This window comes from Capnocytophaga sp. oral taxon 338 str. F0234 (assembly GCF_000192225.1).
In the GTDB taxonomy this organism is placed as follows: domain Bacteria; phylum Bacteroidota; class Bacteroidia; order Flavobacteriales; family Flavobacteriaceae; genus Capnocytophaga.
Genome location: NZ_GL872413.1, coordinates 2,012,567 through 2,032,598 on the forward strand (window position 1 = coordinate 2,012,567; position 20,032 = coordinate 2,032,598).

A 20,032-nucleotide genomic window follows, 5' to 3' on the forward strand; every position below is an offset into this window, starting at 1 on the left:
CACTACTCTAATATCTTATCCTTGACTATTGCTTCTAATTCCTAATATCTGAGGAACTGATAGAAATTTTTAGTCAATCTCTCGCTCGCCAGAATATTATTTTATCGTTTATTCCCATAATCCGCCGGTATCTCTCCCCAAAGTTGGGTCTCCCACTTAAGGATTGGATTGCGATAGCTATGGGTGTACAGCCACTTCTCCGCACGAGCGATCAGGTCAAAAACTTTCTTATTGGCATGCTCTGGAACAAGCTTGGTCTTACATTTTTTTTGTTTTACCCAAGAAATAGCTATTTTACTATCAGAATAAATAATACGCTCCCCCTCTTCCTGTGATAATAGGGCAAGAGCATGAACAATAGCTAAGAATTCCCCTATGTTGTTTGTTGCCTGTAAGAAAGGACCTTGTGAGAAGAGAATTTCCTCTGTAGTAAGGTCTATTCCTCGATAATACATAGTGCCAGGATTACCACTACAGGCGGCATCCACTGCTATACTGTTAGGGTTATATTCCTCGTATGTAAATATAGGCTTAACCTCCTTCTTACCCCAATAGAGACTATAATCTTCCTTAATAGCTTTTTCAGCTAATTCTTTAGTAGGAAATGACTTATATCTGGCTGTAGGATAGCCTGAGATACTTTTCTTACACTCTTCCCAAGAGGAGAACACACCTACTTGATATCCTTTCCATACAACATAGTATTTTTTCGTCATAACTTCTTTGTTGAATAATATCGGGATAAGACATCTGTAAGGCTACGGACAGAGTTTTTTGTCCACTGTAATTGCAATAATAATTCTTCTTCTTTCGAAAGTCTCCAATTAATAGAAGATTTTCGCAATTTATTAGTAAGATACTGTAAAATTATTGCTACACTTACTGAAATATTAAGGCTTTCTGTAAACCCTACCATAGGAATTGTAAGGAATTCATCTGCTTGGGAGATTACCTCCTGAGAAAGTCCATCTCTCTCTGTACCAAAAAAGAAAGCACTTTTAGCATCAATATTAAAATGTTCCAAAGGAATTGCTGAAGGAGCAGGAACCGTTGCCACTATTCTATAGCCCTGTAACTTAAGTTCCTCTATACAGGATTGTGTGTTAGAATAGCGCTTAATAGTTACCCATTTCTCAGCACCCATGGCAATTTTGGAATCTAAGCGCTTTCCATATTTTTTTTCTATAATATGAGTTGTCTGTACTCCAAAGACCTCACAAGTACGGACTACCGCACTTGTGTTATGCATTTGAAAAATATCCTCTATAGCTACTGTAAAGTACTGAGTCCTTTGTGCAAGTATTTGGGAGAATCGTTCCTTACGCTCCTGTGTAATGAACCCCTCTAAATAAGTAAGCAAATGTTGTTCTTCAATCATAATACCATATATTTTTAATATTTTTGCCTACAAAAAAACGATACAATTTTATTCTTTATTCTATAAAAAAGGATTCTTGTATATTGGTTTGCTTTTTTGAAGAAGAGTAATATTTTTTCGCTTACAAAATCTATTTTTTCATCTATTAAAGCTTCTTTCCTAGTATAAATAAATGTGAAAAAGATAGTTACTAAGATAAAAAGAATTGCGCCTATCACTGCCTGCCAGGGTGAAAGCCTATGATAGAAGAAACGATATAACCCTAATCCTGTAAAACTACCATAGAGAATGATATAATGAATAACATATACAGTGAGTGTATTTTGACCTACTTTCTGCAAACGAGCAGAAGTAGTAACTCCTCTCAATAACATAAAAATAGCAAAGAAGAGAAGCACATTTCCTATTCGCTTTATTAGATAATCTCCATTGGCAATTAACTGTAATGTATGTGAATGCATCATTTGAGCTATCTCCCCAATCCATAAGGGAAAAAACAATAGAATTATCCCTAATATAATATACCATAGAATAGCATTACGATAAAGATGAGGATATGCTCTGTTTTTATAGAATAAATAACCCATAAACCCTCCCAAAGAAGCATAGCCAAACCATGGGAAAATAGTAAATACAGATCCATTAATCTTCGTAAAATAATTAGCTACAAATATAGGTAAGTACTGGTATGTAAGATGTCCATAAATAGGTTCAAAAACAAATAAAACAAAAGTAATTCCTAATAATATAATAGGCAGAAGGTACCCTCTTCTTTTATAAGTAAATAGATAAATAGCAATAAGGAATAAGAGAGATAACCCAATACAGTGAAGCACATCTACCATTCTGACATTCATATCTGTATAATCAGAAAAGATATTGAACAAATTAGTCCTTAGCAAGTAAGCAATGATAATAAGTGAAATTCCCCGCCGAATTCCTTTTTGTACACGTATATGTTTCCACCCCATTTTTTCCGGATTTTGTTCTTTAATAAGCAAATAGGTAAAGATAAATCCTGAAACTGTAAAGAATACTGGAGCTGTCATCCCCCTAATATAAAGCCATGTAGCAAAAAGTAAATTGTTTTCATCACGATATTCAGGAGCCAATAAGCCATCAATAAAATGTCCCTCAAGCATCATGCAAATAGCAAAAGCTCGAATGACATCAATAAAGACTAATCGTGAAGTAGTTGGTTTCATCATTAATTAGCTTGTAAAAAAGGATTAAGTTGCTTTTCCTCTCCTATAGTAGTGGTCATACCATGACCACTATACACTTGAGTTTGCTCAGGTAAGGAAAACAACTGAGTACGAATGCTCGTAAGGAGTTGTTGGTAGTTCCCTTTATAGAGGTCTGTACGTCCTATACTTCTATGGAATAGGGCATCTCCAGAGATAATCATTGCTTGACTTTCTATATAAAAAGCAATACTTCCGGGCGAATGTCCTGGTACAAAACGTATAGTAATAGGAATCCCTTCCAGGGACAAAGTTGTTTTTTCATCTATAAATGTGTACTGTCCTTCAAAGGCAGGGAAGTCAAAACCAAAAAGTCGTGCATCTTGAGGATTTCTCTCTAATACTTCCTTCTCTGCAACATGCAGATGAATAGGTACAGAAAAAGTATCATAAGCCCATTGCAAACCAAAAACATGGTCAATATGTGCATGAGTAAGCAAAATTCTCTCAATAGTAAGTTTCTTCTGCTTAATAAAATCCCTCAGCATAACTTCCTCACTATGGCTAAAACAGCCTGGATCTATAAGGAAAGCTGCTCCTTGAGGAGCATATAATATATAGGTGTTTTCTGAAAACGGATTAAATGTAAATTGTTGTAAAATAAGCATTTTTACTATAATAACTATGTATATTTTTTGCGTGCAAAGATACTATATTTTAGAAATACTACCAATACCTTATTCTTTAAAAAAAATTTTTGTAATTTTGCCCCCTATTATCAAGATATGCAATTAGAATTTGAACACAAGCAATCTGCTCACTGTGAGAATGGAGTTGCTTCTAATTTATTGAAATACTATGGATTAGATATTAGTGAGCCTATGGTTTTTGGAATTGGTTCTGGTCTCTTATTTTTTTATTTTCCTTGGATAAAAGTCAATCAAGCACCTGTCATTAGCTACCGTACCATGCCTGGACAGATTTTTTCAAAAGTGGCAAAGCGTTTAGGATTTCAGATAAAAAGACAAAAATTTTCCTCAAAAGCAACAGCTCAAAGAGTTTTAGACCAAACCCTTCAAAAAGGAATCCCCGTAGGGTTGCAAGTAGGAGTTTTTCATCTTCCCTACTTTCCCGATCAATACCGTTTTCACTTTAATGCGCACAACCTTGTTGTATATGGTAAGAAAGGGGATACTTATCTTATTAGTGATCCTGTTATAGAACACCCTACCCAACTAAGTTCACAGGAGCTCGAGAAAGTACGTTTTGCCAAAGGCGTCTTGTCCCCCAAGGGGCATATATACTACCCAACTCATTTACCTGAATCTTTCTCCTTAGAAAAAGCTATTGTTCAAGGAATTAAGAACACTTGCAATTGGATGCTCTCCCCTATACCTATTGTAGGGGTAAAAGCAATAGAACGTGTAAGCAAAGACATTCTAAAATGGCAAAAAAAATTAGGAAATAAAACTACCAATCATTATCTTGTTCAAATGATACGTATGCAGGAAGAAATTGGTACAGGAGGAGGTGGATTTCGCTTTATCTATGGTGCCTTTTTACAGGAAGCCTCTGAGATTCTAAAAAATGAAAGATTGAAAGAACTCTCACAAGAAATTACTCAGATAGGAGACCTTTGGCGTGACTTTGCCGTAGTGATAGCTCGTCTCTACAAGAATCGTAATAATACGCTCAATGTATATGAGGATATCTCACAAAGATTATATTTAATAGCTCAACGTGAAAAATCCTTTTTTAAAAAACTTAAAAAGGAAATATAATCACTATTTTATCTATTTTTGTACTGTAAAAAACTATCCATTTGTATGATAAAAACAAAAAAACAATATAGTGTAAAAGAAGTCTTTGAAACACATATAAAGGGAGAAGCGCTTCTTCCTCATAATGAATTACATTTATTATATGATTTAGTTCGTTATTTCCGCCCTAAAAGAGCAAGCCATACTATTTCTTTGTTAGAACTTATTGGCTACCTACAGGAGCATCCTTCCCATTGTAGGATTCTATCAGATTATATTAAGAACTTACTTTCCAATCGTCACTTTGGGCGAATGATATCCGAAGTAGGTATTTTACAAGATTCTAGCTTTTTCTATGAATTAAGAAAACGTATCATGGAAAAATTCATTCCTTTTCAACCTGAAAAGGACACACTGCAATATGTGCTAAATCAAGTATTTTATAGAGCTTCTGATTATATATGGCTTGAAAAGATAGATCATAATGAATATCGTTCCTTGTTTGAACTGTTAAATTTTACGGATATTTTTGCTTCTGAACAAACTTCATCTTACGGGCTTAATCAATTGTGTAATGCTATTGGGCTTATTACCCAGCGTATGAGTGGTCGCTCATTGGAGTCGGATATTATCTATATGGTACCTGAATATGGATATTTAGAAAGTCCTTTTTTGAGCTTTGAACGCGAGTTTGAAGGAGTACGTGAAAATCTTCTTCATGGGGAACCTCTCCAAGAGAATAACATCAATTATAAGCAACTTATGGTACTTTTTCGTCAGTGTCAAGATTTTGTACAACATGCTTATAAAAATACTTCTAAGTATGGAATTACCATGCGAGTCAATCAGGGACTTCTTCGTATTAACCAACAATTAGCACGGGTAAAAATACTTATAGATTTGTTAGTTGTCAATACCAAAAAAGATAAGATAGATAACACTATCTGTATGGCACTCAAACTAATAGAATATAACTGCTATAAGAATAATATTCGCTCCTTTATCAAGGAAAGTACCCAAACAGTTGCCTATGAAATCACTCAGTTCAATGCCTCTACCGGAGAGAAATATATCACTGAGACAGCTAAAGACTACTTTAAGATGCTACGAGCAAGTCTTGGTGCAGGATTTATTGTTGGTTTCTTATGTATTTTCAAGATACTCTTCCATAAGGTAGATACTAGTGAATTTGGACATGCTTTTCTTTATAGTATGAACTATGCCTTTGGCTTTATCCTCATCTATCTCACAGGTTCCGCATTAGCCACCAAACAACCTTCTATGACAGCAACTACAGTGGCTCGTGTAGTGGAAGAAGGGATGAAGAAACAAAGTAAAGAAGAAGATAAGCACAGTGAATTTGCTGAATTCTTTGCTCGCTTATGGCGCTCTCAGTTTATTGCTTTCGTAGGGAATGTTATTATGGCTTTTGGGGTTGCCCTATTACTTGTATGGGGAATAGACAAGTTCTTGGGGGAAAATATTGTAGCTCATAGTTGGGAGAAATTGCTTTCCGATGCCAGTCCTGCCCATTCCAAACTTATTTTACATGCGGCTATTGCTGGTGTTTTTCTCTTCATTTCAGGAATTATTGCGGGGAATGTTTCTAATAATCAAAAACATAACCAAATTGCCTATCGTATAGAAGAACATCCTTTCTTAAAACGAATGATTGGCACTTCAAAATCTAAAAAATTAGGACTCTGGATAGCACATAAGTATCCTGGTATTATCTCCAACTTCTGGTTTGGGGTATTTATGGGCAGTACCTTCTCTATAGGAAGTTTCTTGGGGCTTGACCTGGATATCCGTCACATTACTTTTGTTAGTGGAAATATAGCTATGGGACTCTATGGTACACATTTTTATCTGATTTGGAGTATGTGGATATGGATTTTTATTGGGCTAATCATTGTTGGTTTTATCAATTTTATTGTCAGTTTTGGACTCTCTATTTGGATAGCATTCCGTTCAAGAAACATCCCTTCTCCGGAAGTCTTTTCTCTTATTAAAGCTGTTTTCAGGCATTTGAAAAAAGCCCCTATGAGTTTTATCTTTCCTCCTAAACAAAAAAAGAAACTACTGTAGAATTCCTCTTTTCTATCAAATAACCTTATGAAAATATTGAGATATTTACTTTTCCCCTTTGCTTTCCTTTATGGATTAGGAGTTCGTTTGCGTCATTTTCTATATGATCATCATCTGCTCAAGTCCAAAAGTTATCCGCTCCCTATCATCTGTGTAGGAAATTTAACCGTAGGAGGGACAGGGAAAACACCTATGATTGAATACCTGGTACGCCTTATTGGGGAGGAACATGTAGCTATCCTAAGCCGTGGATACAAGCGCAAGACCAGAGGTTTTTCTCTTGCAAACAACCTCTCCTCTGCCTTAAGCTTAGGAGATGAACCTTATCAGTTTCATCGCAAATTTCCTCAAAGCAAAATAGCTGTATGTGAAAGTCGCGCCACAGGAATAGAAACTTTATTAGCTCATTACACCCCAAAGGTAATTCTCTTGGACGATGCTATGCAACATCGAGGAGTTCAAGCAGGGCTTACACTACTACTCACCTCCTACCCTACCTTGTATACAAAAGATTTTCTGCTCCCTGTTGGCAACCTCAGAGATGTAACTCAACGTTCAAAAGCGGCACAGGTTATTATTGTTACCAAATGTCCTTCTCTTTCCAAGGAAGAACAACAAAAGATCCTTAAGGAACTCAATCCCTTCCCCTATCAAAAAGTATTTTTCACAGGGATTCATTATAGTGAAATGGTATATACAAATAATGATAATAGGATTCCTCTAACTAATTTTATACAAACTCCCTTTACTTTGGTAACAGGAATTGCTAATCCCCTTCCTTTAGTACATTTTCTAAAAGGAGAAAATGCTTCTTTTGAGCATTTGCAATACAATGATCATCACCATTTTTCAGCCAAAGAAATACAATTTTTGCAAGAAAAAAGGAAGATCCTCACTACCGAAAAGGATTTTGTTCGGTTATCAGAGTATCTTCCTGAAATTTTTTATCTTCCCATTGAAACTTATTTCCTATCAGAAACCGCTCAAGAGGACTTTAATACCATTATAAAAAGCTATATCTCAAATAATAAGCGATCATAGGAGATTCTTTATTACCCTCTATTCTCATATCGCATAGCAGCTACTGGTTCTATCTTAGATGCTTTGTGTGCTGGGAAAGTACCTGCAAAGATACCCGAAAGCACCATAATAAAGACTGCCAAGGAGGCAATACCCATATCTATTTCTGTAGTTTTCAGTAAGCCCATACCACCCGTAGCCGTAAGAACCATATTGACAACTTTAAGTACCCCTACCCCCAAGAACATCCCCATCAACCCCGAAGCTAAGGTAATAATCAGTGCTTCCAAGAGTACTTGTATAGTAATATGGTAAGGAGTAGCTCCTATGGCCATACGCAAACCAAATTCATTGGTACGCTCCTTGACTACAATAAATAGAATATTAGTTATACTCACAATCCCACTAATAAGGAAACATAGTCCCACTATCCAAATAAAAATGCTGATACCCGTAAAAATACTATTAGCACTAGATATTTCTTCCTCGAAAGCGCGTACATAGACCGCATTAGGATCACTTTCATCAAAACGCAGATTACGTGCCAAGTAATTGGTTATTTTTATTGAAAAATCGGAGATAGAGATTTGTGCATCATCACTTAAATAGAGCGCAAAAGTAGACATATTGGGGGCATCTTGAATATTGCAAGTAAAGCTCGGAAAAGGTACAAATATGTCTGATTCAACTCTTTGACTCACCATATCATCATTTTTCATCACCCCTATCACACGGTAATACACCCCTCCTACATCAATGAGTTTGTCCAAAGGATTGTCATTGAGGAAGAGCTTAGTGGCCACCTTTTTCCCTATAATAGCCACATTGCGCACTTTTCTGTCGTCCATGAGATTAAAAGGGCGGCTGCCTTCTATCATCTTGAAGTTGGAGAAAGACCAATACTCATGGGTGAGCCCTGTTACAGAGGTATAGTAGTTCCTCTTCCCAAAAATAGCATTTTTAGAAACAGAAGTTCTTGGTGAAAGTCCCTCTATTTCGGGAAATCTTCGCCTGATATCTTCCAAGAGGTATTTGTTGAAGAAAATTCGCCTTCCCTCTTGCATATTTTTATACTTCATAGAGGTTTCCCCTCCCCAAACGAAAATAGACTTAGGGGCAAAGCTCTTAAGCAGGTCTTGCACCCCATATTCTACTCCCTTACCTACCCCCAAGAGGAGTACCAAGATAAAAATTCCCCACATAATCCCAAAGCCGGACATAAAAGTACGGACTCTGTTTTGCTGTATAGAATGAATGATTTCACGCAATGTTTCCACGATATTGTAGTTATTAGTTGGTTTATCCTTTTCTTTACAAAACACAATATTATTTGGTAGGGAAAAGTTACTACTTTTTGAGAAAATATCCGAATAAAAGTAAGATTTTTTTCGCCCCCTTTCACCTATTCTTCACTCCTTCTTACCCTCTATTCTCATATCGCATAGCAGCTACTGGTTCTATCTTGGATGCTTTGTGTGCTGGGAAAGTACCTGCAAAGATACCCGAAAGCACCATAATAAAGACTGCCAAGGAGGCAATACCCATATCTATTTCTGTAGTTTTCAGTAAGCCCATACCACCCGTAGCCGTAAGAACCATATTGATAACTTTAAGTACCCCTACCCCCAAGAACATCCCTATCAACCCCGAAGCTAAGGTAATAATCAGTGCTTCCAAGAGTACTTGTATGGTAATATGGTAAGGAGTAGCTCCTATGGCCATACGCAAACCAAATTCATTGGTACGCTCCTTGACTACAATAAATAGAATATTAGTTACACTCACCATCCCACTAATAAGGAAACAAGCCCCTACGATCCAGATAAAGACACTGATCCCTGTGAAGATACTATTGATACTGGAAAGCTGTTCCTCCAATGCTTGTACATAGATGGCATTGGGATCATCCTCATCAAAACGAAGGGTACGTGCCAAATAGTTGACTATCTTCTTCTTAAAAATTAAAACAGAGATTTGTGCATCATCACGCAAATAGAAGCCAAAGGAAGAAATATCGGGAGTATCTTGGATATTACGGGTAAAACTGGGATAGGGTACGAAGATTTCTGATTCTGCTTGCTGACTAATCATATCATCATTTTTCATCACTCCTATCACGCGGTAATACACTCCCCCTACATCAATGAACTTGTCCAAAGGATTGTCGTTAAGAAAGAGCTTGGTAGCAACCTTCTTTCCTATAATAGCCACATTACGTGCCTTTTTGTCATCCATAAGATTGAAAGGGCGGCTTCCCTCTATCATCTTGTAACTCGAGAAAGACCAATAATCATGTGTAATTCCTGTGACAGAAGTATAGTAATTTTTCTTTCCAAAAATAGCATTTTTAGAAATAGTTGTTCGTGGAGAAAGTCCTTCTATCTCGGGAAACTTGCGCTTGATATCTTCCAAGAGGTATTTGTTGAAGAAAATCTGCCTTCCCTCTTGCATGTTCTTATACTTCATGGAGGTTTCCCCACTCCAAATAAATATTGTTTTGGAGGCAAACCTCTTAAGCAGGTCTTGCACCCCATATTCTACTCCCTTACCTACCCCCAAGAGGAGTACCAAAATGAAAATCCCCCACATAATCCCAAAGCCGGACATAAAAGTACGGATTTTGTTTTGCTGTATAGAATGAATAATTTCACGCAATGTTTCCATAAGATATTATAGTTGTTTGTTAGCTTTTCGGTCAAAAAGAAAAATATCTCCTATTAGTAGGGCAAAGTTACCACTTTTATGGTAATTATCCGAAGAAAAAAATACATTTTTTTTAGAATGTCTGTTTTACGAATTTAAGATAGATTAAAATTTTTAACGTATGAAAGAGGCTTTATTTAATAAAACTTCAATACTTTTGCAGCGTTAATTATTCATTCTATGAAAAATAAAAATATCATCGGTCTTATTATCACTATCGCTGTGTTTGCGGTAGTTCTTATTCTCTCTATCTACTTCTTTAGCAATCGCGAACCTGTGTATTTGCAAGGACAAGTAGAAGCCAAACAAATCAACGTTGCCCCCAAAGTACCTGGTAGAGTGAAAGCTATCTACAAGCAGGAAGGCGACCAAGTGCACAAAGGTGACCTCCTTTTGGAACTCGAAAGCACTGAACTCGATGCCAAACTCTCTCAAGCCGAAGCGGCACGTTTGGCAGCACAAGCTCAATCCGACAAAGCACAACGCGGTGCCCGCAGCGAACAGATTCAAGGGGCTTACAATGTATGGCAACAAGCCGAAGCGGCTGCCCAGCTCGCTGAGAAAACCTATCAGCGTGTGAGCAACCTTTATAACGATAAGGTATTGCCCGCTCAAAAGAAAGATGAGGCTTACACCCAAATGGTTGCCTTACAAAAACAAGCCGAAGCAGCCAAATCACAATACGAAATGGCGAAAAACGGAGCTCGTGTAGAAGATAAAACCGCTGCCCGAGCCCTTGTAGCCCAAGCGCAAGGGGTCATTACTGAGGTAAATGCCTATAAAGATGGTGCTAAAGTGTTTGCCCCTGCCGATGCTGAGATACAAACTATTATCCCCAACGAAGGCGAAATCGTGAATGCGGGTTACCCTGTGATGAACCTCATCGATACCCAAGACGAGTGGGTGGTGTTCAACATACGCGAAGATAAAATGGCAGATTTCAAGATAGGCACTAAATTCAAAGGCATCGTACCCGCCCTTGGCAATCAGGAGATAGAGTTGGAAGTAAAACACATCGCCGTACAAGCTGATTTCGCCACTTGGACAGCCACCAAGAGCAAAGGCGACTTCGACAAGAAAACTTTTGCTATCAAAGCCTACCCCACTCAAAAAGTAAAGGATTTAAGACCCGGAATGTCAGTATTAGTAAGTGAAAAATGAGAATAACTGAAGGATTATCAACTAAAGATAAGCAAGCTATTATACATTGGACCAATAGCAAAGGAGCTGATTTCTTGCAACAATGGGCAGGAGATGCTTTGTCTTATCCTCTTACCATAGAAGCACTCAATGCTTTGTCTCATTGCTTTCGTATTGAGGCAGAGGGTAGTTTTATAGGGATGATTCAGCAAATAAGAGTAGAAGGGAACAACGTACATATTGGTAGATTTCTTATCAATCCTTCGCTTACAGGAAAAGGATTAGGCACCTCAGCAATGCAGTTATTTATCGCAATGCTTTTTGAGGATAAAAGAGTTCATTCTATTAGCCTAAATGTATTTGATGACAACCCCATAGCTAAAGGTCTTTATACAAAACTTGGTTTTAAAGTAGTAGCCACTGTTGAAGGAGAAAGGAAGAAATACAAAATGGTAAAAACTGCTTAATTGGCTCATTAATAAATTATCACTATGAAAATAGATCATATCGCTTTATATGTAAAAGATTTGGAAGTATCTAAAGCCTTTTATGAGACTTTCTTCGGGGCAAAATCAAACGAGTTGTACCATAATCCTAAAACGGACTTGCATACTTACTTTCTAAGTTTTGATAGTGGAGCTCGCTTAGAAATTATGTGGCGTCCCAATCTTAGTGAACGTTTGGACAAGATAATGAATGAAGGGCTTATACACTTTGCTTTCAGTGTAGGGAGTAAAGAAGCAGTTGATGCGCTTACTCAGAAAATCATAGCCGCAGGTTACGAGTGTTTTAGTGCTCCTCGCACCACAGGTGACGGTTATTATGAGAGTGTTGTCCTTGACCCTGATGGCAATATGGTGGAGATTACGATTTAAACTTTGTCTAATAGTTTGACTTGGCCGACACCTAACTCCTATGATAACACTACAAGAAATAGAACAAACTTATCATTTCAAATACCCAACGTTATACTATCAACTTTGGGAAGATGGTATGTTGGATATTCGCTGGCAAGAAGGTTGGTGGAAAAATATATTTCCTGAGTTAAAAAAGAATCCTCCATTACTTTTATTTAGAGATCAATTTATGGCATTGGATGATGCAGAAGAGATTGTAAATTTAATAGAAGATTATAAATCTCAACGAGGAATTAAAGCTGAATATCTTTTGGTGCCTTTTGCTTCAGAATGTGCAGGAGATGTTTGTTTTTTCTATAATAGAGAAAAACCAGAGCAACCTCCTGTTATCGTAAAGGACTGGTACGACTTTGATTCTGCTGAAATTATAGCAGATAACTTACAAAATTTCATCTTTTATGGGATGCTATCAATGGTACATAGCATTTATACAAAAGCTCCTATTTGTTTGGGTGATTTTTATGAAAACATTGCTAATTTATTCCGTACACATCGCCCTTACCTTACTGAGGAACAAGCTGAAGTAATTGAGAAGATTTACAGCCGTAAACTCACTGCCTACAAAGCTATACAAGTTAAAAAAGATAATCTTTTAACTGCCTTGATACATTACCAAGATTATACTGCTCTTCTTTCAGATGAAGAATTTGAAGAACTAATGAAGGAATACAATCCTATTTTAGTTTCTGAAGAAGAAAGACATTTTTTCCTTCTCGAGTGAGTAACTTAATATTGAATTATTAAATTGACTAATTGACATAAGAATGATTTACAAATTGTCACAACACTATAGCGATAATTGAGTTGGCTACTGAGTTCTCCTCACGAGCTATTTTGCACCAGCAATTACAGAAAATAGTAACAGAACGTCAAGCACTTTTGTTGCATAAAAAACATCCAAGATGAACCCATTACAAAAAATAGAACAAACTTATGGCTTTCAGTACCCCAAGCTATATCATCAGCTTTATGAGAATGGAATGCTGAATATGGGCGCAAAATATCCATATCATTCTTATTGTCCTATGGAATACAAAAATGGTGATAGATTGCCTAATAAGGAGTGGTTAGAACAAGAATATCCTAAACTGAAAGAGAACCCGCCTTTGTTTCTGTATGTAGATTGGTTTCAGGTACTCACCCCCTCACAACTTGCGAAAGAGTTTGAGTTTTTAAATCAGCATTTAACACAATATCCTCAGAACCAAAAGTTCTTCTTCGCTCCCTTTGCAAGGGCTGTAGTGGATGATTATATGGTTTATTGTTTTTGTTATGACAAAGAAAAACCAACGCAAGAACCAAGTATAGTATTTATTAGAGAAGATGGAGAGGTAGATATCCTTTCAAGCAATTTGCAGAACTTTATCTTTTACCAATTAATAAAATGGTTGGTAGCGCATTTTCACGACATAAGTTTTATTTGTTATGGGGATTTCTATGAAAATCTACGTCAGACACTTCGTACTCATCGTCCCTATTTAACGGAAGAACAAGCGGAGGTATTAGAGGAAATTTACAAAAGAGAGATTAAAGAATATACTAGAAAACTTACATCTGGAGGTTGTTATACATTTCTTACCTTGCTACACGAAGGAGAGGAAGAAACGTTACTAAATAAGTATAACCCACTACCTAAAGAAACCATTTTATTGAGAATCGTTTAGTTTTTGAGTAATATATGACAAACTACCATACCTTAAACACTTTTAATAACCCTTTTCGCCATTATAGGGTGATAGATATCGTCCCTTTTCAGGAGAAAATAGCTGTATTGCAATTTGCCTCAACCAATGTCTCTAAAAAAATGGTGAAAAACGGAGTGTATGTAGATCGTTATATTCTTGTAGATATCTTTTCAGAAGATTTTACATCACAAAAACGACTTTCTTTCTTTTTTGAGGAAGAAGAAACTTGCTATAATAGTGATGTATACTATTATTGGGAAGACGAACGACTTTTTATGCTCATTGAATACTATAAACTCGGCAACATTTTCGTAACCAATAAGGTATTTGAAATTACTGAAAATGAAGTGATAGAACAATCTTTCTGCGTTATCCCTCAAAAGCGAATTCTCAATGATGCTAAAGTCTATTCTTTTGGAGATAAAGAAGTTTTTATGCAATCTCCCTTTATGATGAGTTGCCGAGATAAACAAAACCAAAAAACACTTTGGAAATACAAACTCTCTGCTTATCTTTACACTCAAGTAGAGGAGTATAACGATATCTTATACTTTGGTACAGCAGGTAAAGGAGGCTATTTTCATGGAGTTTCACTAAATAACGGACAAACTGTATTTAGTTATAATACAGGACAAACCGTACACTTTGTACGAAATGGAGAACGTATTATCATAAGTGATAAAAAACAAAAGCCTATGCTTATAAATGCCTTAACTGGAGAGATCATCCATTCATTAGACATAGGCAAATACACTATTGATTACGAGCAACAGATGCTTTGGTATAAAGAACGTTTCTATGGCATTGTCCGCAATAAGGAAAAAGACTTATCTGTAGTGTGTGTGAATATATAGGAGTTTTATATGATCTGAAACCTAATAACTAATTACTGAAATCTTTTATCTAAATAAAATGAACTTAGAAGAACTTAGAGAATATTGCCTTTCCTTGCCCCACGTTACTGAGGATATGCCTTTTGGCGAGGATATTTTAGTATTTCGGATTTGTAATCGTATTTTTGTGCTTACAAGTTTAGATTCAGTACCTTTGCGGGTGAGTCTCAAGTGCGACCCCGAGCGCGCGATAGAACTCCGCGAGCAATACCCCGACAAGATTATAGCGGGCTACCACCTCAACAAAAAACATTGGAATACTGTGCTTTTAGAAGGCTTACCCCCTACCCTTATCAAGGAGATGATACAGCACTCTTACGACCAAGTACTTGCCAAAATACCGAAGAAGGAAAGAGAAGCATTAGAGAGGTAAACTCCGTAATCTTTCTTAGGATTGGGAATATCCGTGATAATTTAGTAAAACAACAAAAATTAATTAGAAATGAAAAAGAAAAAACTTTGGATATTTTTTATCATTACCACTTCGCTATATGCCTATTTGATGTTGGTGACCGTACCAGCTCTTAAAGCAATGGCTGGAGGAATGGATATTTTAGATGTGCCTCCGTTTTATGATGCCACTTACATTCAAGAGCTTTTTAGGCGTTTAGGTGAAGAAGGTCGCCATTTCTATTTATACCGACAAATTCCTGTGGATATGATATATCCCGGTCTGTTTGCTATTACCTACTATCAACTGATACGTTTCTTTTTAGAAAAACTCAGCCAAAGAAAGCTCCTTTTCTTATCATACTTCCCAATAATAGGAGGTATTTTTGATTATTTCGAAAATTTTAGTACCATTACAATGCTCACACACTATCCTGAAAACTTATGGATAGAGACCTTAGCACCCTATTTTTCTCTTATGAAATGTATCTTTGTGGTACTTTCTTGGGTATTATTTTTTGTATTAGGAATTACGACACTCGTTAAAAACAAGAAGACAATAACAAAATCACCCTCAGAATAGCCTCAATTTTGTTCATTATATTTGAATAAACCTAAAAGCCTATGTGGAATGCTCTTGTGAATTACAATATACTTGCCCCTCTATTAATAGCTGTTTTGGTTTGGGTATTTATACTCATTTGGTTTTTGATAAAAAACAAACAAGAAAGGAAGAAAAGACAACAACTTTTAACTCGGATAAAAGAACAGCTCCCTATTGCCACGTTCAAAGAGTTGTTACAAGCTTTAGAAGCCTTGAACTATAACCCTGCTCAGTGCTATTTTAAAACAAATACTTTTGAGCAAGGAAATGTAGCTGTGGATAACACTTGCTTTCTGCAACGAGAAAACCAATGGGTGGTATGCCTTGCCGATTGGCATAGTTTCTCTGATGAACAGTCTTTTGATAGCGAACAAGAAGCCTGCGAAAACTTTGTATATAAATATTTTCTCCTTAGTAAAGAAGAAATTAATTGGTTAAAGCAATGAACACATCAAGTTATAACACCAAGTTTAGCACTCTTGCTTTCTCACAAAAAGTGGGAGACGAGTATTTTTGGGAGGCTTCATATCAGTGGAAAAGTGATTTCTACAAAGAAACTCTACAGCTGCCTTTTTCTGTGTTTAGCAAAAGTAAAACCATCAGCCCTGATACTATTGCTTTTATTGAACAAATCCTTACCAAGGCAGATAAGTTGGTTGCCAAGGCACTTTCTTATTTTCAAGAACAACTGCCGATATGCTCAAAAGGCTTTCATCTTTCGGATGAAGAAAAACGTTTGTTAAGTGTTCCCTTACAGGAAGTTCCTTTTGAAAGTCCACAGTTCCTATTTTATGACAACAAAGAATGGATATTGCATTTTGCTGAAGGAGGTTTCAGCTTTTGCGAGCCTTATGGCGTTTCTTTTCATTTTAAAGAAGAAACCCCTATCCTAATAGAAAACTTAGAAGACTCCGAAGAAATATAATTAAATTATAATCAACAACTTACAAAAAGCCACCAAGTTGGTGACTTTTTAAAACTCATATAACATCGTATGAAAAAAATAGTATTCATCATTTTAGACAAGTTTGCCAATTGGGAACTGGCTTATCTTTCTGCTGCCCTTGGTGATAAACAATTAGGTACAGCACAATACACTGTTTTGTATGCTTCAATCGATAAAGAAGTGAAAACCTCTATCGGCAATCTCAAAGCCTTACCCGACCTTAGTATCTGCGAAATTCCCGAAGATATTTCGGCTCTCATATTTATTGGGGCAGAAGGCTCGTGGCATAATCTTTCTAAGGAGCAAACCTCTCAGCTGGTAACCCTTGCACAAAAGATAAAAGCTAATGGCAAAGTATTAGGAGCTATTTGTGATAGTGCACGCTTTTGTGCTGTGAATGGTTTGCTGAATGATGTAAAGCATACCACTAATACTTTTGATGAGATAAAAGATGCTCCTCTCTATACCAATGGCGAGAATTTTGTACTTACCACCAATGAAGCCGTAACTGATCACAAGGTAGTAACCGCCAAGGGGGATAGTGCTTTGCATTTTGCGGTAAGTGTACTGCGTGCTTTAGGCGATGTCCCCGAAGAGAATATACAGTTTTTCTATATCCTACACACCAAAGGCTTTCTCAAAGCAATACAAATGAACTAATTTGCTAATTATACTATGAAATATTTTAAAACCGAATGCAAGAACCTTTTCCTATCACCCAAACGGCTGTTTTACGTTTTGGTGTTCCCCTTGGTTATCTTTGGGTTCTTTGCGGCTATTTTCTACAAAGGAGTACCCCGCGACCTGCCTATGGCGTATATCAATTACGACCAGAGCCAGCTGTCCGAGAACCTTTTGCGTATGCTCGATGCTACCCCAAACATCGACCTGAAAATCAAACTCACCGATGAACAAGAAGGCCAACGCCTTATCCAGCAACAGCAGATAATGGGCTTTATCGTCATTCCTGCCGACTTTCAGCAGAAACTATTCAAAGGTGAAAACCAATCGGTGATTTGCTATACTAATAGTCAGTTTATGTTGGGGGCAAGTCTTATCCAAAAAGATTTCCAAACTACCGTAGGGATGTTCTCAGCAGGCTTGGTGATGAAGAAGAAAATGCAAAAAGGGCAACAAACTAAGAAGGTACGCGCCGAAGCTCAACCCGTAAAGGTAGACGACCACGGTCTATACAATCCTTATTCTAATTATGCCTATTACCTGCTCACAGCACTCTTGCCTATGATGCTCCAAATGATTGTAATGATGGTAACGGTCTATGTATTGGGAGTAGAGCTGCGCTATCATCAGGGTAAGCATTGGCTCAAGCAAGCAGGTGGTAGCCCACTGAAAGCCTTGGTTGGCAAACTTCTGCCTTATACCTTAGTACTTTTCTTTGTAGCGTGGTGGATGAATTACCTACTCTTTGGGCTTATAGGCACACCCCTGCACATTCCGATGTTCAATGTGGTACTCATTACCTTTGCCTTGGTTGTTATCTATCAGATTATAGGTATTGCACTCGTTTCTATATTGCCTAATTTTAGGTCGGCACTTACCATAGGCAGTGGTTTTACAGCTATAGCCTTCTCATTTGCAGCTTATACTTTTCCTATGGAAGGGCTACCTAAGAGTTTGCAGTATTTAGCGCAAATCTTCCCTTATGCTCATTTTATGAAATATTATGTAAATCGCGCCATTAAGGGCATTCCTGTAGAGATGACGTGGCAACCACTTTTGGCATTGTTACTCTTTGGACTGTTGCTTATAGTGGCTTATCCTATGTTTGTGAAAAAGATAAAATCAGGAGGTTATGAAACAGTTTAGAAGTTACATATATCAAAGTTCAGCCGATTTCACTCGTGCGATGCTTTGGGAAGCCAAATATATATTTCGCGACAAGGCGGTGTTCTTTTCGTTTGTAATTGTAGCGATTGCCGTGTCGTTTATCTATACTTATCTCTATTCCGAAGAGACTTTGCAAGAGCTTCCTATTGGAGTAGTAGATGAGGATAATACTGCCCAAAGCCGTCAGTTGTTACGTATGATTGATGCCACGAGTCAGACCGCTATTTACAGCAGTTACCTCAACCTCAACGAAGCTGAAAAAGCCTTTCAGCAGGAGAAAATACGCGGAATAGTAGCCATTCCCAACGGTTTTGCACGTGACCTACAACGCGGAGAACAACCCACTATATCGGTCTATGCCGATGCTTCTTATATGCTTTATTACAAGCAAATACTTACCGCCGCTAAAGTGTCGGCTACTTACCTGAATGCAGGGGTTGAGGTGAAACGCACTTCGGCACAAGGCAAACTCCCTACCCAAGCACATGATGAGGCAATGCCCGTGAGTCCCCAAGTAGTGAGCTTATACAATCCCTCTTTGGGTTATGCTACTTTCCTTATTCCCATAGTGCTTGTGATTATCTTTCAAACTACCATACTCACTGCCGTAGGTATGTTAGGAGGAACGATGCGAGAAGGCAACAAACTAAAAAAAATATATCCTAACTCCGATAGTTTTTGGGGAGCTTTGCCTATTGTGATGGGAAAAGCTACTACTTATTTAGCTTTTTCAATGGTGATATTACTCATTATTTTAGGAATTATAATGCCTTTGTTTGGCATTCCTGTACGTAGCACGATACTAAGCACTATGGTTTTTATGATACCATTTATCCTGTCGATTGTATTTATGGGGCTTTGCTTGCTGAACTTTTTGCGCCGTCGTGAAGACGCCATTATGCTCATTATGTATACCTCTTTGCCTGCGGTAATGCTTACTGGCTTTTCGTGGCCTACCGTAGCGATGCCCGAATGGCTGAGTGTTTTTTCGTATATTGTACCTACTACTTTAGGGAGCAAGGGTTTTATATCTATTACTCAGATGGGAGCTCATATCACTACCATTATGCCATATTGGCTGGGAATGTGGGCACTGTGTTTGGTATATTTAGTATTAGCGGGACTTACAATGAAAAGGATCTTTAATAAGTAGAATTGCCTTGTAGCATATTTATTATAAACAATATACAAACACAATTATCCTTTTCATGAAAAAATCATCTTTTTCTTTGTCAGTTTCAAAAAAGGTTGTATCTTTGCACCGTCTTAAGGAAAAGATGAAATGCGAAAATAGCTCAGTTGGTAGAGCGCAACCTTGCCAAGGTTGAGGTCGCGGGTTCGAATCCCGTTTTTCGCTCTTTTTATGTATATCATAAGAGGCTCGGATGGTGGAATCGGTAGACACGCTGGACTTAAAATCCAGTGGGCAGCAATGCCTGTGCGGGTTCAAGTCCCGCTCCGAGTACAAATCTATCT

Annotated in this window: 22 protein-coding genes and 2 tRNA genes; 18 read left to right on the forward strand and 6 right to left on the reverse strand. The window is 37.3% G+C overall.

Translation table 11 applies throughout. From position 1 onward, the window contains the following. Window positions 1-101: 101 nt before the first annotated feature. The 4 genes from HMPREF9071_RS09095 to HMPREF9071_RS09110 are packed head-to-tail and all read right to left on the reverse strand — an operon-like array spanning window position 102 to window position 3,230. The gene (locus HMPREF9071_RS09095) at window positions 102-716 is read right to left on the reverse strand and encodes a viroplasmin family protein (protein WP_009746335.1); all 615 of its coding nucleotides are present in this window, start codon (window positions 714-716) and stop codon (window positions 102-104) included. Next, a complete protein-coding gene (locus HMPREF9071_RS09100; RefSeq protein WP_009746336.1) occupies window positions 713-1,378 on the reverse strand; it encodes an RNA methyltransferase in 666 nt (221 codons plus the stop codon). The genes HMPREF9071_RS09095 and HMPREF9071_RS09100 overlap by 4 nt, the downstream gene beginning before the upstream one ends. 14 nt (window positions 1,379-1,392) lie before the next feature. Beyond that, window positions 1,393-2,586, reverse strand: a complete 1,194-nt coding sequence (locus tag HMPREF9071_RS09105) for a heparan-alpha-glucosaminide N-acetyltransferase domain-containing protein (RefSeq protein ID WP_009746337.1) — start codon at window positions 2,584-2,586, stop codon at window positions 1,393-1,395. Next, a complete protein-coding gene (locus HMPREF9071_RS09110; protein ID WP_009746338.1) occupies window positions 2,586-3,230 on the reverse strand; it encodes an MBL fold metallo-hydrolase in 645 nt (214 codons plus the stop codon). Before HMPREF9071_RS09110 ends, HMPREF9071_RS09105 begins: the two co-directional genes overlap by 1 nt. A 117-nt stretch (window positions 3,231-3,347) precedes the next feature. On the opposite strand from HMPREF9071_RS09110, the gene HMPREF9071_RS09115 reads away from it, so the two are divergent. The 3 genes from HMPREF9071_RS09115 to lpxK are packed head-to-tail and all read left to right on the forward strand — an operon-like array spanning window position 3,348 to window position 7,451. Next, entirely contained in the window at window positions 3,348-4,343 is a 996-nt protein-coding gene (locus HMPREF9071_RS09115; protein ID WP_040358506.1) for a BtrH N-terminal domain-containing protein, read from the forward strand. A gap of 45 nt (window positions 4,344-4,388) precedes the next feature. Further along, entirely contained in the window at window positions 4,389-6,410 is a 2,022-nt protein-coding gene (locus HMPREF9071_RS09120; protein ID WP_009746340.1) for a recombinase, read from the forward strand. A gap of 27 nt (window positions 6,411-6,437) precedes the next feature. Next, entirely contained in the window at window positions 6,438-7,451 is a 1,014-nt protein-coding gene (gene lpxK, locus HMPREF9071_RS09125; RefSeq protein WP_009746341.1) for a tetraacyldisaccharide 4'-kinase, read from the forward strand. Window positions 7,452-7,462: 11 nt separating this feature from the next. Here the strand turns inward: lpxK and HMPREF9071_RS09130 are convergent, their stop codons facing one another. Together HMPREF9071_RS09130 and HMPREF9071_RS09135 are read right to left on the reverse strand one after the other, a co-directional pair. Then, a complete protein-coding gene (locus tag HMPREF9071_RS09130) occupies window positions 7,463-8,707 on the reverse strand; it encodes an ABC transporter permease (RefSeq protein ID WP_040358509.1) in 1,245 nt (414 codons plus the stop codon). 142 nt (window positions 8,708-8,849) lie between these two features. Next, window positions 8,850-10,094: an ABC transporter permease gene (locus HMPREF9071_RS09135; protein ID WP_009746343.1), complete on the reverse strand. Its 1,245-nt coding sequence runs from the start codon at window positions 10,092-10,094 to the stop codon at window positions 8,850-8,852. 219 nt (window positions 10,095-10,313) lie between these two features. Here HMPREF9071_RS09135 and HMPREF9071_RS09140 point away from each other — a divergent pair, with 219 nt between their 5' ends. The 15 genes from HMPREF9071_RS09140 (at window position 10,314) to HMPREF9071_RS09210 (ending at window position 20,021) form a co-directional block, all read left to right on the forward strand. Next, window positions 10,314-11,294 carry an HlyD family secretion protein gene (locus HMPREF9071_RS09140; RefSeq protein WP_009746344.1) on the forward strand — a complete coding sequence of 327 codons (981 nt, stop codon included), beginning with the start codon at window positions 10,314-10,316 and terminating at the stop codon, window positions 11,292-11,294. After that, entirely contained in the window at window positions 11,291-11,740 is a 450-nt protein-coding gene (locus HMPREF9071_RS09145; protein ID WP_009746345.1) for a GNAT family N-acetyltransferase, read from the forward strand. Before HMPREF9071_RS09140 ends, HMPREF9071_RS09145 begins: the two co-directional genes overlap by 4 nt. A gap of 24 nt (window positions 11,741-11,764) precedes the next feature. Then, a complete protein-coding gene (locus tag HMPREF9071_RS09150; RefSeq protein ID WP_009746346.1) occupies window positions 11,765-12,148 on the forward strand; it encodes a VOC family protein in 384 nt (127 codons plus the stop codon). 40 nt (window positions 12,149-12,188) lie between these two features. Beyond that, window positions 12,189-12,911: a hypothetical protein gene (locus HMPREF9071_RS09155; protein ID WP_009746347.1), complete on the forward strand. Its 723-nt coding sequence runs from the start codon at window positions 12,189-12,191 to the stop codon at window positions 12,909-12,911. 181 nt (window positions 12,912-13,092) lie between these two features. Then, window positions 13,093-13,854, forward strand: a complete 762-nt coding sequence (locus HMPREF9071_RS09160) for a hypothetical protein (RefSeq protein WP_009746348.1) — start codon at window positions 13,093-13,095, stop codon at window positions 13,852-13,854. A gap of 14 nt (window positions 13,855-13,868) precedes the next feature. Continuing rightward, window positions 13,869-14,729: a dehydrogenase gene (locus HMPREF9071_RS09165; protein WP_040358088.1), complete on the forward strand. Its 861-nt coding sequence runs from the start codon at window positions 13,869-13,871 to the stop codon at window positions 14,727-14,729. Between the two features lie 58 nt (window positions 14,730-14,787). Then, entirely contained in the window at window positions 14,788-15,141 is a 354-nt protein-coding gene (locus HMPREF9071_RS09170; protein ID WP_009746350.1) for an MmcQ/YjbR family DNA-binding protein, read from the forward strand. Window positions 15,142-15,210: 69 nt separating this feature from the next. After that, the gene (locus HMPREF9071_RS09175) at window positions 15,211-15,741 is read left to right on the forward strand and encodes a hypothetical protein (RefSeq protein WP_009746351.1); all 531 of its coding nucleotides are present in this window, start codon (window positions 15,211-15,213) and stop codon (window positions 15,739-15,741) included. A gap of 41 nt (window positions 15,742-15,782) precedes the next feature. Then, window positions 15,783-16,208, forward strand: coding sequence for a hypothetical protein (locus HMPREF9071_RS09180; protein ID WP_009746352.1), 426 nt, complete (start codon window positions 15,783-15,785; stop codon window positions 16,206-16,208). Further along, a complete protein-coding gene (locus HMPREF9071_RS09185) occupies window positions 16,205-16,687 on the forward strand; it encodes a hypothetical protein (protein WP_009746353.1) in 483 nt (160 codons plus the stop codon). Before HMPREF9071_RS09180 ends, HMPREF9071_RS09185 begins: the two co-directional genes overlap by 4 nt. A gap of 69 nt (window positions 16,688-16,756) precedes the next feature. After that, window positions 16,757-17,368 (forward strand): DJ-1/PfpI family protein, encoded by a 612-nt coding sequence (locus HMPREF9071_RS09190; RefSeq protein ID WP_009746354.1) that lies wholly within the window; start codon window positions 16,757-16,759, stop codon window positions 17,366-17,368. A 15-nt stretch (window positions 17,369-17,383) separates the two neighbouring features. Beyond that, on the forward strand, window positions 17,384-18,535 hold the full coding sequence (locus HMPREF9071_RS09195; RefSeq protein WP_009746355.1) for an ABC transporter permease: 1,152 nt from the start codon (window positions 17,384-17,386) through the stop codon (window positions 18,533-18,535). Next, the gene (locus tag HMPREF9071_RS09200) at window positions 18,522-19,709 is read left to right on the forward strand and encodes an ABC transporter permease (protein ID WP_009746356.1); all 1,188 of its coding nucleotides are present in this window, start codon (window positions 18,522-18,524) and stop codon (window positions 19,707-19,709) included. The genes HMPREF9071_RS09195 and HMPREF9071_RS09200 overlap by 14 nt, the downstream gene beginning before the upstream one ends. 131 nt (window positions 19,710-19,840) lie before the next feature. Continuing rightward, a tRNA-Gly gene (locus tag HMPREF9071_RS09205) sits at window positions 19,841-19,913 on the forward strand. A 22-nt stretch (window positions 19,914-19,935) separates the two neighbouring features. Next, window positions 19,936-20,021, forward strand: a tRNA-Leu gene (locus HMPREF9071_RS09210). Window positions 20,022-20,032: the final 11 nt, after the last annotated feature.